This window comes from Pseudomonas sp. HLS-6, from assembly GCF_002753995.1.
Taxonomy (GTDB): Bacteria; Pseudomonadota; Gammaproteobacteria; order Pseudomonadales; family Pseudomonadaceae; genus Aquipseudomonas; species Aquipseudomonas defluvii.
This window is the reverse complement of sequence record NZ_CP024478.1, coordinates 134,666-149,081: the sequence shown is the minus strand read 5'-3', so window position 1 is coordinate 149,081 and position 14,416 is coordinate 134,666. Positions and strand designations below refer to the sequence as shown.

Genomic DNA, 14,416 nt, shown 5'->3' with positions numbered 1-14,416 from the left:
ACAGAAGCCCCAGCGCGGTTCGGCTGGGGCTTTTTGCTGCCCGATATCACCGACAAAAGGCCCTGTTTATAGCCCGGGCATTCGACCTTGGTCGTGGGACGAACCCTTTCTAAATCACTAGACTGGAGGCCTAGCTTTAGTAGCCCGAGATCGAGATAACAATCCATGTACCGTGATCGAATTCGCTTATCCTCCCTGCACAGCAAAGTAATGAGTGCGGCTGATGCCGCTGGCCTGATTCAGGACGGCATGACCGTCGGCATGAGCGGTTTCACCCGTGCCGGTGAAGCCAAAGCCGTTCCTCAAGCGCTGGCCGAACGCGCCAAGAATTCGCCGCTGAAGATCAGCCTGATGACCGGCGCCAGCCTGGGCAATGATCTCGACAAGCAGCTCACCGAAGCTGGCGTACTCGCTCGACGCATGCCGTTCCAAGTTGATAACACATTGCGCAAGGCCATCAACGAAGGCCAGGTGATGTTCATCGACCAACACCTGTCGGAAACGGTTGAGCAACTGCGTAACCAGCAGCTCAAGCTGCCAGACATCGCGGTTATCGAAGCCGTGGCGATCACCGAGCAAGGCCATATCGTTCCGACCACGTCCGTGGGTAACTCGGCCAGCTTCGCGATTTTCGCCAAACATGTGATCGTCGAGATCAACCTGGCGCACAATCCGAACCTGGAAGGTCTGCACGACATCTACATCCCGACCTATCGTCCAACCCGTACACCGATCCCGCTGGTTAAGGTTGACGACCGTATCGGTAGCACCGCGATCCCGATCGACCCGGCAAAAATTGTCGCCATCGTTATCACTGACAAGCCAGACTCCCCGTCCACGGTACTGCCGCCGGACAGCGAAACTCAGGGCATCGCCAACCACCTGATCAACTTCCTCAAGCAGGAAGTTGATGCCGGGCGCATGACCAACAAGCTTGGCCCGCTGCAGGCCGGTATCGGCAGCATCGCCAACGCAGTAATGTGCGGTCTGATCGACTCGCCGTTCGAAGACCTGACCATGTACTCCGAAGTACTGCAGGACTCGACCTTCGACCTGATCGACGCAGGCAAGTTGAACTTCGCGTCGGGCAGCTCGATCACCCTGTCGAGCCGCCGCAATGCCGACGTGTTTGGCCACCTGGAGAAGTACAAGGACAAGTTGGTACTGCGTCCACAGGAAATCTCCAACCACCCTGAAGTGGTTCGCCGCCTGGGCATCATCGGTATCAACACTGCACTGGAGTTCGACCTGTACGGCAACGTCAACTCGACTCACGTCTGTGGCACCCGCATGATGAACGGTATCGGTGGCTCCGGCGACTTCGCACGTAACGCCCACCTGGCGATCTTCGTGACCAAGTCCATTGCCAAAGGCGGCGCGATTTCCAGCGTTGTTCCAATGGTCAGCCACGTCGACCACACCGAGCATGACGTCGACATTCTGGTCACTGAGCAGGGTCTGGCCGACCTGCGCGGCCTCGCGCCACGTGAGCGCGCCCGCGTGATCATCGACAACTGTGTGCATCCGGACTACCGCGAAGCGCTGAATGACTACTTCACACGCGCCTGCGAGCGCGGTGGTCATACCCCGCATATCCTGCGTGAAGCCCTGTCTTGGCACGAAAACCTGGAAGAAACCGGTCGCATGCTCGTCGGTTAATCCCTAGCGCAGCTGTTCAGTTGGTGTGGCGCAATGCACGCCAGCTGAACAGCTACAGCGCACTAATCAATAAAACTGTTCTACTGTACCGGTTATTTTCCGGGAATTTCCTCGCTTTTACCCCCTTCCCCAAGATCAATCGCACCATACCAGTGCAGACCGGTACAGTTGCGTCCATTTCGAGTGCAACAGTCCTCTAAAACAGTTAACTGGACCATCACAATCCATATGAACTGTATCTAGAGGAATCGACCGAAGAGGAGGATCATTGGCATCAGTTAAATCACTACCTAATGCCGCCATAAGCGGAAGGATGACATCATGGAACGTACCCTCAGTTCCGATCTGGTTTTTGAAAACAGCGCCGAAAAATCCAACGCTTCTTTGCCGCTGCGTTTGCTGTCGAACCTGTTGCTGTGGCAACGCCGTATCTCCAGCCGCCACCAGTTGGCTCGCTTGGATTCGCGCCTTCTGGCCGATGCTGGCATCAGCGAAGCACAACGCTACGAAGAGCTGAGCAAGCCTTTCTGGCGCTAATGCAGTGCTCGCCGGCCACGCCGGCACCTCGAATTTATCAAAACCCGTCGCAGGAGACTGCTGACGGGTTTTTTCGTTCTGAGGCCCGGGCTAGAGCGCCTGCAGCGCAGAAATGCACAGTTATAAAAATATTAAAAACGACAGGTACAGTTTCATCTAGGCGTTCGAGATACAGATACCGCGCAACGAAATGGCACGGTAACGGTCCTATTGCTAAGAACGCTGGTTCCCCACGTACGCCTCGCAGGTTGCGTCGTCGTGGTACGCTTAAACAGCTACCCAATACTGCTCTCTAAAGGAGATAGACCTCATGTTCCGTTCACGCATGCTTGGCACCGCGCTGATGCTGGCCCTGGCTTCGACAGCCAATGCAACCAGTTTCGTCGTCACCACCGATACCGTGGTTCGGGGCTTAGGGGCCTCCACCGACGCCACCTCCGATGTCACCTCATCCTTCCGTGACGATAAAATCGTTCGTGCTGCCCGTGACGACGCTGCCAGCTTCGTTGCCAGCCAAGGCGAAATCCGCGGTGTAAAACTGGAAAGCGCACTGGCGCATATCCGCCAACAAACACCGGCACTTCAAGCCAGCGACGCAGAGTTGGCACAAGCCATTCTGGCCATTTGACCGTGATTGGAGTCCGGCACAGTTATGTAACAACATGCAAAACAGCCGGACTCTTCAGGCTGGTTCAGACCGACGCATTGGGATAGCCTTTGCCGCCTGATTCACCAGCCCCTAGAGAACCATGCGTTATCCATTATTGCTGTTGCTTGCGTTGTGCTGGGCCGGCACCGTCCAAGCCCTTGACCTGACCACCCAGAGTCTCGTCGCCAGCGGCTATGCCACCAGCAAGGTCACCTCGGCACCCTTCGACCGTAAATTGATACTGGCAGCCAAGGACGATGCGGCAGCATTCGTCGCCAGCGCCGGCATGTTGCGCGGTGCTCACCTGCAGGCTGCGCTGGACCGACTGCGTGAAACTCACCCCAAACTTCATGCCAGCGACCTTGAACTGGCGCAGGCAATTCTCGTCCAATGACCACACCTGTATTACCGGAGATGTTCCATGCGTAACCCGCTGATTGCCGCCACCCTCGGCCTAATGCTGATGGCCGATCTGGCCCAGGCACACACCCTGGTGGCCACCAGCAACATTATCGTTCGTGCATTTGGCCGCTCGATCGACTTCACCTCCGACACGACAACGTCTATCCGCGACGCCAAAGTAGTCCGCGAAGCCCATGACGATGCCGCCAGCTACGTCGCCAGCAACGGTGAAATCCGCGGTGCACAGCTCGAAGCAGCGTTCGATACCCTACGCCAGCGTGTACCTGAGGCACGTGACGCCAGCGACCAAGCCCTGGCCGAAGCTATCCTGGCCCTGTGAATCCCATGCGTGCCTGGCTGCTGGGCTGCGCGCTGACGCTGCTCGCTCCCCCCGTGTTAGCGGATCTGCAACTGGTCCTCGAACACGATGGCCTTGATTCGCAACAACAAAGGGCCAGCCAGGCATTGCTGGATGAGGCGCTGCAAGCGCTTCCACCACAGTTCAAATCCCGGCTGGATCGACGTATCGACGTCAGCTGGAGCACAAAGATGCCAGACGAGGCTTATGGGCAGGCCTCGCTGGTGTCCAGCCTCGAACTCAATCGTCGCTTGCTGCCAAGCCTTGTGGACGGCACCGCTGCGACTACGAAGACGGATCGACCACACGGCACGGTACGTCAGGAGCTGCTGGCGACCGTACTGCATGAACTGACCCATCTGTATGATCGTGCCCGCCTATGGCCCACAGCCGAGCGCAAAGAGATCCAGGCCTGTACCCGGTATGCGTCCAGCAAAGGCGAGGTTGGCCTTCCAGACGGCTGCCGCGGACAAACCAAACGCCGCTTTACCCTCAGCGATGACCCTCGTCTGCTGGACCTTGCCGGCTGGCCGCAGTACGTCGGCCGACGCGGAGAGCGCGAACAACACAATCGGCAAATCGCCCGCAGCCCAGATAGCTACGAGCTGAGCAGCCCGAAAGAATTCATTGCGGTCAACATGGAGTACTTTCTCCTTGACCCAAGCTATGCCTGTAGACGGCCCGCACTGCACGCCTACCTGCAAGCGCACTTTGACTGGGCCCCGGCACACCCGACCTGCCAACAGACATTACCGTTCCTGAATGCCGGAAACGATTTTGCCCGCCAACCGCTGGGCCAGATCGACCCGGAGCGAGTCTATGCGGTCGATTACCTGCTGGCCGAGGCCAACCAGAACTGGGTCAGCCGCTGGGGGCACAGCATGCTGCGCCTGGTAATCTGCGCCCCTGGCAGGCCACGTGGCCCTGACTGCCGGCTGGACCTCGACCAACATCTGGTGCTGTCTTACCGAGCCTTCGTCAATGATGTGCAACTCTCCAGTTGGGGCGGCCTGACGGGTGCCTACCCCTCGCGCTTGTTCATCCTGCCCTTGGGCCAGGTGATCGATGAGTACACCAAGACCGAACTGCGCAGCCTGGCTTCAGTACCGCTCAAGCTGGATCGATCCGAGCTGGAGAGCCTGGTGCGCCAGGCCGCGGAAATGCACTGGAGCTACGACGGCAACTACTATTTCCTTTCCAACAACTGTGCAGTCGAAACACTCAAACTGCTGCGCAGCGGCACGGGCAAGCAACAGCTGGCGGGACTGGACAGCATCATGCCCAATGGCTTGCTGGAAGTGCTCAACGGACGTGGCCTGGCGGACGTCAGCGTCCTCGACGATCCGCGTGAAGCCCTGCGCCTGGGCTACCGTTTCGACTCCTATCGAGACCGATATGAAGCCATGTTTCAGGTATTGAAGAAGCACCTGCCCGTTGCCCAGGACAGCGTTGAGACCTGGCTCGAACAACCCGCGCAGGAGCGCCAGCAATGGTTCGACCGAGCGGACCTGCGCACCAGTGCCGCCCTGTTGCTGTTGGAGCAGGCGAGCCTGCGCCGCCAACTACTGCTGGCTCAGGATGAGGTCAAGCAGCGCTATCTCAGCGGTCGCGCATTAAATGATGCAAGTGTGGCCAAAGCGAACGGCACGTTGCAGCAGATACTTGCCAACAGTGGCTTTCTCAGTCGCCCGGCCGAGTTGATCGACAGCAAGGGTTATGGCGTGCCACAGGCAGCCGAACGCCAACAACTGGAACAGACTAGCGGCCAGCGCCAGCAACAGCTGCAACACCTTACCGCAGCCCTCGATAAAGAGGTCAGGGCGTTGCTCGAGCCGTCACGCGCCGCCGAGATTGCAGCGGTTGAAGCCAACATCGATCAGATTGGCAAACACCTGCGCGAGCTACACAAGGCTGCCGGCGGCTTACAGCTCCCCTGAGACCAGCGCAGAGCCCCAGCGTGGCAGGCACCTTCATGGCCCATGGGTCATTCAACCCACGCCGTTGGTCGTCTTTCAGCCTGCGAAAGCTGGCTGAAAGCTTTCGCTTTTAGCATCAGCCCACCACCGGCATTAGACCGGTCAGCCGGTGTACCTGAGATTCAGCGTACATCAGGCCAATTTAACAACAACAATGGTGATTCTGATGTCCTTCTACGCCCGCCTTGCGACTCCACGCCCGCCGAAAGTCCGAACGCTGCTGACCGCACGCTGATTCGTCCGACTCGATTTTCCCACGACGCGCCACGCCTGGAGTACTCCCATGCTGACCTTCCTCGGCTTTGCCATGGTCATCACCTTCATGTACCTGATCATGACCAAACGTCTGTCGGCGTTGATTGCATTGATTCTGGTTCCAATCCTGTTCGCACTGTTTGGAGGCTTTTCCAGCAAAATCGGCCCGATGATGCTGGAAGGCATCAGCAAACTGGCGCCAACCGGCGTCATGCTGATGTTCGCCATTCTCTACTTCGCCCTGATGATCGACTCTGGCCTGTTCGACCCGGCCGTACGCAAGATCCTCAAGCTGGTCAAAGGCGACCCGCTGAAAGTCTCCGTTGGCACCGCCGCGCTGGCCTTGGTTGTTTCGCTCGATGGTGACGGTGCCACCACTTACATGATCTGTGTTGCCGCAATGCTGCCGCTGTACAGCCGTCTGGGCATGAACCCACGAATCATGGCTGGCCTGATCATTCTGGCGGGCGGGGTCATGAACATGACGCCATGGGGTGGCCCAACGGCCCGTGCTGCCAGTGCATTGCACGTAGACCCTTCGGATATTTTCGTGCCCATGATCCCGGCCATGCTGTTCGGCGTCTTGGCGATCCTCGCCATCGCCTACCTGTATGGCAAGCGCGAACGGGCTCGCCTCGGTGAACTGCACTTGCCGGGGGACGAGATCGATCACAGCGAGATCAGTGTTTCGCAGTTCCCCGATGCACGTCGGCCCAAGCTGCTTTGGTTCAACGGGGCCCTGACCTTTGCCCTGATGGTCGCCCTGATCGCCGGCTTACTGCCATTGCCGGTGCTGTTCATGATCGCGTTCAGTATTGCCATGGTGGTCAATTACCCATGCCTGAAACAGCAGAAAGAGCGTGTCGCCGCACATGCCGGCAGTGTGCTGGCCGTGGTCGGGCTGATTTTTGCGGCAGGTATTTTTACCGGCATTCTCTCTGGCACCGGTATGGTTGAAGCCATGTCCAAGAGCCTGCTGGCCGTGATCCCGGAGGCCATGGGCCCTTACCTGGCGGTGATTACAGCAGTCGTTAGCATGCCATTCACCTTTTTCATGTCCAACGACGCCTTCTATTACGGCGTACTGCCGGTACTGTCGGAGGCTGCCAGCCACTACGGTATCTCGCCAGTGGAGATGGCCCGCGCGTCGATCGTCGGGCAGCCCGTACACCTGCTAAGCCCACTGGTACCCTCAACGTACCTGCTGGTGGCACTGGCCGGCATCGAATTTGGCGACCACCAGCGCTTCACCTTGAAATGGGCAGTACTGGTTTGCCTGTGCATAATGTTGGCTGCGCTGCTGATGGGAATTTTCCCACTATTCAGCAACCTTTAAGACTACAGATCCAACCACTGCGATCACGCTCTTTGCCCGGGTGCATCGCATTCAACGATTGAAGGAATACACATGGAATGGCTGACCAACCCAGAGATCTGGGTTGCCTTTTTTACTCTGACGGCCCTTGAGATCGTTCTCGGCATCGACAACATCATCATGATCTCGATCCTTGTCAGCCGCATGCCCAAACACATGCAGCCACGTACCCGGATCTTCGGTCTGGCACTGGCCATGGTTACTCGGATCATGTTGCTGCTGTCGATCACCTGGGTCATGCGCCTGACCAATGATTTGTTCGAAGTATTCGGACAAGGGATCTCTGGACGCGACCTGATTCTGTTCTTCGGTGGCCTGTTCCTGCTCTGGAAAAGCTCTCAGGAGATCTTCCACGGCCTGGAAGGCGAGGATGAAACACACGAAGAACCTGCTGGCAAAGGTGGCCAGTTCCTCTACACCATCATCCAGATCGCGATCATCGACATTGTCTTCTCTCTGGATTCGGTGATTACAGCCGTCGGCATGGTTTCCCATGTGCCGGTAATGATCGCGGCAATCATTGTCGCCGTGCTGGTGATGATGCTCTGCGCTGGCGCCATCAGCGAATTTATCGACAAGCACCCATCACTGAAGATGTTGGCGCTGTCGTTCCTGATCGTGGTGGGTACCGTGCTGATCGCCGAGTCGTTCGATGTGCATGTACCAAAAGGCTATGTCTACTTCGCCATGGCGTTCTCGCTGGCGGTAGAAGCCATCAACATCCGTATGCGTACGGCGATAGCAAAAAAGAAACAGCAACAGAACGATCCCGTGAAACTTCGCAAGGACATTCCGGGTCAGTAATCCTGGTGCGGTTATGAAAGGGCCCCACGCGGGCCCTTTTTCATGCTCCAGCCTGAGGGTTTAGTTTCAAGCCTGTGCAGGCTATGCGATGCTGGCGCCAGGGCTTCTAGCCGACTAACGCTTAAGTGAGTACTGGAAAAGAACCGCCTGCAACCAGGCCAGGCTCACGGCATCATCCACTTGCCTCCTTTGGGGCACATTCAACAGGGGGCCTTTTCACATGCTGACCCTGCTCAATTTGCTGTCGGCCGTGGCCTTGCTGATTTGGGGCACACACATCGTGCGTACCGGCATTCTGCGCGTGTACGGCTCCAACCTGCGCCGGGTGCTGAGCCAGAACATGGCCAGACGCCCGTTAGCTTTCATTGCCGGTATTCTGGTCACCGCCCTGGTGCAAAGCAGCAACGCCACGGCCATGCTGGTGACATCATTCGTTGGGCAAGGCCTGATGACACTGACCCCGGCACTGGCGATCATGCTGGGTGCCGACGTCGGCACAGCCCTGATGGCCCGCGTACTGACATTCGACCTGTCCTGGCTGTCACCCCTGCTGATCTTTCTTGGCGTGATTTTCTTCCTGTCGCGCAAACAGACCCGAGCCGGCCAGTTGGGACGCGTCGGCATTGGCCTTGGGCTGATCATCCTGGCCCTTCAACTGATTGTCGAAGCAGCGGCGCCGATCACTCATGCCCAAGGCGTAAAGGTGCTGTTTGCCTCGCTGACCGGCGATATCTTGCTCGACGCTCTGGTCGGGGCCCTGTTTGCCCTGGTGTCTTACTCCAGCCTGGCGGCCGTACTGTTGACGGCAACCCTGGCGGGTGCAGAACTGATCAGCCTGCCTGTCGCCATCGGCCTGGTGATTGGCGCCAACATCGGTAGTGGCCTGCTGGCCTTTCTCAGCACCAGTATGCAGAACGCTGCAGGTCGCCAGGTTGCCCTGGGCAGCCTGCTGTACAAGCTGATCGGGCTGCTTCTGATCATTCCAGCATTAGGCCCGCTGGTGAAATGGATGGACAGTCTGAATTTCAGTCCTCAGGAACTGGTGATCGGTTTCCACCTGCTCTACAACAGCGTGCGGTGCCTGTTGATGCTGCCGACTGTGAAGCCCATGGCAAGCGTGTGTAGCTGGCTGTTGCCACTTCGCGAGGAAACTAACGGCCATGCCCAGCCCCGTCACCTGGATCCCACCGCACTCGCCACCCCCAGCCTGGCACTGGCCAACGCGGTACGCGAAACCCTGCGCATGGGTGATCTGGTCGACAGCATGCTTGATGCCATGCTCGGCGTTCTGCGCGGTACCCAAACGGCAATGACCCAACAGATGCGCAGCCTGGGCGAAGATGTTGAGGGGCTCTACAACGCCATCAAACTGTACCTGGCGCAAATGCCCCGCGAAGACCTGGGCGAACAAGACAGTCGACGCTGGGCGGAAATCATCGAATTGGCAATCAACCTCAAGCTGGCCAGCGATCTGATCGAGCGCATGCTGCGCAAGGTGCAGCAACAAAAGACCGCGCAGCGCCGTGAATTTTCCGAGGTTGGCCTGGAAGAATTGACGGGGCTACACACTCAGTTGCTGGCCAACTTGCGCTTGGGCCTGTCGGTGTTTCTCAGCGCCGACCCGGAAAGTGCGCGCCAGTTGTTACGGGAAAAACGTCGATTCCGCGCCCAGGAGCGCCGCCTCGCACACGCCCATGTCAGCCGACTGCAACATAAAGTGGTGCAAAGTATCGAAACCAGTTCGTTGCACCTGGAACTGATCGCCGACATGAAGCGCCTGAACTCGCTGTTCTGCAGTAGTGCCTATGTGGTATTGGGTGGTTCAGACACTGATGCCCTGTTGATCGATAGCGTACCTGACGACGCCCATTCGCCTTGAACGATCCAAGAACTCCCGCAAGGAAGCTCGCCATGCGTTGCCTGTTGTTTGTTTGCCTACTGTTGGGTTGCACGCCCAGCTTCGCCCTTGATCGCTCCCAGGTAGAAGGTTACCTGCTGCCCAATGGTCTGCAGGTCATACTCAAGCCGGGTTATGAACGCGACCATGTGTCGATCCGCCTGGTCGTGGGCGTCGGCTTCGACGATTTCCCATGCGACCGCCGGGAACTGCCGCACCTGCTGGAACACCTGTTGTTCAGCGGTATCGACGACAGCGGCGAGGGTGGTCTTGAGGAACGCATGCAAGCGCTTGGTGGCGAGTGGAATGCTTACACCAGCAGCGCCGACACGACCTTCGTAATCGAGGCGCCGGCCCGCAATCAACGCAAGGTCCTTGATCTGTTGCTGGCGATTCTCAGCCAGTCTCAGCTCGACGAGAATGCACTTGAACTGTCGAAAAAAATCGTCGAACGCGAAGATGGCGGGCATTACTCGCACCTGCAACGCTGGCTCGACCGTCAGGACCTCGGCCACGGGCCCAGCGAACAATTGGCAGTTGAACTGGGACTTACCTGCGCTGAGCGCTCCGCTATAGACGACCTGACACTGGAAGAGGTCGATGACGTGCGTGCGCGCTGGTATGCGCCCAACAACATGACCCTGATCATGGTCGGTGGCCTCGACCGCCTGCTGCCGGCCTATCTGGAACGGACCTATGGCCAGCTCGACCCGGTCGACCCGGTCGACCCCAGCGAGCGACGGGGCCTGGAGACCGTTGTACACAAGGCCGAGGCAAAGCGCGTGCTGACCAGCGGGTGGCTCGGTAACAGCGCCAAACTGCACTGGATGTTCCTTGAGCCAGTGCTTGAGGGTGACAGCGAGCAAACGTTCAACCTGCTACAACGCTACCTGGACTGGGCGCTGTACAGCGAACTACGCCTCAAACACAGCCTGTCCTATGGCCCTTCCAGCCAGCGTGAAATGCTCGGCAATAGCAGTGTAATGAGCCTGAATGCCGACCTTGATCGCGAGAGCGTCGATGAAGCAGAGGTGCTGCTCCAAAAACTGATCGAGCGACTGCGTCAGAATGGACTGGATCCTGCAACGTTTGAACGCATCAAACAGGCAGCCATCGACCGTGAAGCATGGACCACTCAGGGTAATGCAGCCTTGGCCGACTACTACTGGAGTGCATTGAGCGCTTATGCCGATGGGCGCTTTGCAGACCCGGTAAGCAAGTTGCGCCAGGTCAGCCTGGAGGATACCAACCAGGCCATGCGCCAACTGTTTGCCGACCCTGGGTACCTGCGCATTGAAAAGCCGGCGTTGGGTTACGAAAGCATTTACCGCCTGTTGGCCGGGTTGCTCGGGCTGATCCTGCTGGCTGGGTTTGTCTGGCATAAACGCCGCCGCGGCCAATAGGCGCGACAAAGGCCCTCTCAAGGGGGATGACAACAAGCCATTACGGATAAACAGCGTTATCCTGTGCGGGTTTTTACCTGACTTCAGCGAATACCCGCATGCCTCACGTCATCCAGCGCCTGATCGAACTGTTCAAGCGCTACCCAGGGGTTATTGCCCTTGGCGGTTTCATTTCCGGTATTGCCAGTTTCATTCTGGTCGACCGCCAAGCAGGCCTGGCCAGCTGGATTGCCATTCTGATGCTGGTCAGCTGGGTCTGGCTGATGCTGGAGAACACCTTCACCCAGCTGTTCGCCAAGGTCTTCAAGCGCGAAATTCCGCAGCCACTGCTGCGCTATGCCACGCAGATGATCCACCAGGAAAGCCTGTTCTTCGTACTGCCGTTCTTTTTCATCACCACAACCTGGAACAGCGGCCAACTGGTATTCACCGGGCTACTGACCGCAGCCGGGCTGATTTCGATCATCGATCCGTTGTACTACAAGTGGCTGGCGCCACGGCGCTCACTGTTTCTTGCTCTGCACACCCTGACCTTGTTCGCGGCGCTGCTTACTGCGCTGCCCATCATCCTGCACCTCACCACAGCACAGAGCTTCAAGCTGGCACTGGGTGCGGCCATGCTGCTGTCGTTCCCCAGCCTGGCCAGCAGTTTTCCGATCAACCACTGGCGCCGCGCGGTCATGCTGGTAGCCGTGACACTGGCCGTGGGTGGCAGCGGTTGGCTACTGCGCTCGTGGGTGCCGCCTGCCACGCTATGGCTGAACGATGTCGCGATAAGCACCGAGGTGCAAAACCGCACCCCCGGCGCCAGCCTCAAACAAGTGAGTGCCAGTCAGATCCGCAGCAGCGGTCTGTATGCCTACACAGCGATCAATGCCCCACGGGGCTTGAATGAGCGGATCTACCATGTCTGGCAGTTCAACGGCAACGAGATCGACCGCATCGCGCTGGACATTCATGGCGGGCGCAAGGAAGGCTACCGTGCCTGGACCCACAAGCAGAACTTCCCGAGCAACCCCATCGGGCGCTGGCAGGTGAGGGTGTTGACCGAAGATGGTCAGCTCATCGGCGTGCTGCGCTTCCGGGTAGTTGACGACGGTCAAGCGAGCACCGCTCAGTAGCGCTATGCTCTGAGGCTGCGCATTGGAGCGCCTCTCGGATCACATGGAGCTTATGACCAGTACTGCCAATGCCACCTTGGACACCACCAGCAGCCCAGCTTGTCTGCGGATCACGGGTGACTGGACGCTGGCCAACTACGCCAGCCTGAAGCAGCACACTGCAAGCCTGGCAGGGCAGTACGACAGCACAACGCGGATCGAGCTTGATCAACTCGGCAAGCTGGATACCGCAGGTGCCGCACTGCTGGTCGAGTTGCTGGGTACCCAGCGCCTGGCCCAACTGACCGAAACCGCCACGCACTTGCCAGCGGCCAACCGCGCCCTGTTGAAAACGGTCTACTGCTCGCTGCAAGACTACTGCATACCGGTGAAAACACCCGAGCGGAACGTGCTGGTGCAACTGCTTGAACGCATCGGTCGTGCCGTCGATACCCTCAAACAAGATACCCTGCACCTGCTCGGGTTCGTTGGCCTTATTCTCGCCACCTTCGGACGCCTACTGTTACAGCCAAAACGCTGGCGGCTCACCTCGGTGGTCGCACACATTGAGCAAACCGGCCTTAACGCCGCGCCGATCGTCGCACTGTTGACCTTTCTGGTTGGCGCCGTGGTGGCCTTTCTTGGGGCAACAGTGCTGGTCAAGTTCGGCGCCAGCATTTTTACCGTCGACCTGGTGGCGTTCTCTTTCCTGCGAGAGTTCGGTGTGTTGTTGACCGCCATCCTGATGGCGGGGCGTACCGCAAGTGCGTTCACCGCTCAGATTGGCTCGATGAAGGCCAACGAAGAAATCGATGCCATTCGCACGCTGGGGCTGGACCCCATCGAGATTCTGGTCATCCCACGGGTGTTGGCCTTGTTGATCGCACTGCCACTACTCACTTTTCTTGCAATGCTCTGCGGCATCGTCGGCGGCGGGCTGGTTTGCGCCTTGTCCCTGGACATCTCGCCGGCCATGTTCCTTTCGATGATGCAAAACGATATCGATGTACGACACTTTCTGGTCGGGTTGGCCAAGGCCCCGTTTTTTGCTTTCCTGATCGCTGCAATTGGTTGCCTGGAAGGCCTCAAGGTCTCCGGCAGTGCCGAATCGGTAGGTGCGCACACAACCTCCAGCGTGGTTCAGTCGATCTTTGTAGTCATTGTGCTGGATGCCATTGCGGCCCTGTTTTACATGGAGATGGGCTGGTGAGTACGCCACCACGCGAAACCGTGATTGAAGCCCGGGGCCTGTGCAATCGCTTTGGCAGCCAGAGCGTGCATGAACACCTCGACCTCGATCTGTACCGTGGCGAAATCCTTGCTGTGGTCGGAGGCTCAGGCAGTGGCAAATCCGTCCTGCTGCGCAGCATCATCGGCCTGCGGCGTCCCGACGAAGGCGATGTAAGGGTGTTCGGGCAGCACCTGAACCAGTTGGACGAAGCGCAGCGCTCCCAGGTCGAACGACGGTTTGGCGTACTGTTCCAGAAAGGGGCCTTGTTCTCCTCGCTGACGGTCACTGAGAACGTCGCCTTGCCGCTGATCGAACATGCCGGCCTGTGCCGCGCAGATGCCGAACAGCTCGCGGGCGTCAAGCTGGCTCTGGCCGGGCTGCCCTTGTCGGCTGCAGACAAGTACCCGGCCTCTCTTTCTGGCGGCATGATCAAGCGCGCAGCACTGGCACGGGCACTGGCCCTGGACCCCGATATCCTTTTTCTCGACGAACCTACCGCAGGGCTCGACCCTATTGGTGCGGCGGCCTTCGACCAATTGATCCTGACCTTGCGTGACGCCTTGGGCTTGAGCGTGTTTCTGATCACTCACGACCTGGACACCCTCTACACCATCACCGATCGCGTCGCGGTGCTGGCACAGAAAAAAGTACTGGTTGCCGCGCCAATCGCTCAAGTTGCCGATACCGAGGACGCCTGGGTTCAAGACTACTTCCATGGCCCCCGTGGCCGTGCGGCCTACCAGGCCGCCACAGCGCTCAAGGAGGATTGA

Annotated in this window: 13 protein-coding genes; all 13 read left to right on the top strand. The window is 58.6% G+C overall.

Translation table 11 applies throughout. The annotated features are described in order from the left end of the window. Positions 1-165 precede the first annotated feature (165 nt). The 13 genes from CS390_RS00700 to CS390_RS00640 all read left to right on the top strand — a co-directional run bounded on the left by CS390_RS00700 (position 166) and on the right by CS390_RS00640 (position 14,416). On the top strand, positions 166-1,659 hold the full coding sequence (locus tag CS390_RS00700) for an acetyl-CoA hydrolase/transferase family protein (protein WP_065761290.1): 1,494 nt from the start codon (positions 166-168) through the stop codon (positions 1,657-1,659). Positions 1,660-1,980: 321 nt separating this feature from the next. After that, positions 1,981-2,196 (top strand): DUF1127 domain-containing protein, encoded by a 216-nt coding sequence (locus CS390_RS00695; RefSeq protein ID WP_065761291.1) that lies wholly within the window; start codon positions 1,981-1,983, stop codon positions 2,194-2,196. Positions 2,197-2,506: 310 nt separating this feature from the next. Then, positions 2,507-2,824, top strand: a complete 318-nt coding sequence (locus CS390_RS00690) for a DUF2388 domain-containing protein (protein WP_099773251.1) — start codon at positions 2,507-2,509, stop codon at positions 2,822-2,824. Between the two features lie 121 nt (positions 2,825-2,945). Next, entirely contained in the window at positions 2,946-3,239 is a 294-nt protein-coding gene (locus CS390_RS00685) for a DUF2388 domain-containing protein (protein ID WP_099773250.1), read from the top strand. 27 nt (positions 3,240-3,266) lie between these two features. Then, positions 3,267-3,587, top strand: a complete 321-nt coding sequence (locus CS390_RS00680) for a DUF2388 domain-containing protein (protein ID WP_065761294.1) — start codon at positions 3,267-3,269, stop codon at positions 3,585-3,587. Then, the gene (locus CS390_RS00675) at positions 3,584-5,542 is read left to right on the top strand and encodes a DUF4105 domain-containing protein (protein WP_099773249.1); all 1,959 of its coding nucleotides are present in this window, start codon (positions 3,584-3,586) and stop codon (positions 5,540-5,542) included. Before CS390_RS00680 ends, CS390_RS00675 begins: the two co-directional genes overlap by 4 nt. A 322-nt stretch (positions 5,543-5,864) precedes the next feature. Then, positions 5,865-7,172 carry a CitMHS family transporter gene (locus tag CS390_RS00670; RefSeq protein WP_099773248.1) on the top strand — a complete coding sequence of 436 codons (1,308 nt, stop codon included), beginning with the start codon at positions 5,865-5,867 and terminating at the stop codon, positions 7,170-7,172. Between the two features lie 72 nt (positions 7,173-7,244). Beyond that, entirely contained in the window at positions 7,245-8,015 is a 771-nt protein-coding gene (locus CS390_RS00665; RefSeq protein WP_065761297.1) for a TerC family protein, read from the top strand. Positions 8,016-8,235: 220 nt separating this feature from the next. Beyond that, positions 8,236-9,894, top strand: coding sequence for a Na/Pi cotransporter family protein (locus CS390_RS00660; protein ID WP_065761298.1), 1,659 nt, complete (start codon positions 8,236-8,238; stop codon positions 9,892-9,894). A gap of 32 nt (positions 9,895-9,926) precedes the next feature. Next, complete coding sequence (locus CS390_RS00655) at positions 9,927-11,315, top strand: pitrilysin family protein (protein ID WP_099773247.1); 1,389 nt, start codon at positions 9,927-9,929, stop codon at positions 11,313-11,315. Between the two features lie 98 nt (positions 11,316-11,413). Continuing rightward, on the top strand, positions 11,414-12,436 hold the full coding sequence (locus tag CS390_RS00650; protein ID WP_065761300.1) for a DUF5924 family protein: 1,023 nt from the start codon (positions 11,414-11,416) through the stop codon (positions 12,434-12,436). 43 nt (positions 12,437-12,479) lie between these two features. Continuing rightward, positions 12,480-13,625 carry an ABC transporter permease gene (locus CS390_RS00645; RefSeq protein ID WP_099773246.1) on the top strand — a complete coding sequence of 382 codons (1,146 nt, stop codon included), beginning with the start codon at positions 12,480-12,482 and terminating at the stop codon, positions 13,623-13,625. Then, positions 13,622-14,416, top strand: coding sequence for an ABC transporter ATP-binding protein (locus CS390_RS00640; protein WP_065761302.1), 795 nt, complete (start codon positions 13,622-13,624; stop codon positions 14,414-14,416). The genes CS390_RS00645 and CS390_RS00640 overlap by 4 nt, the downstream gene beginning before the upstream one ends.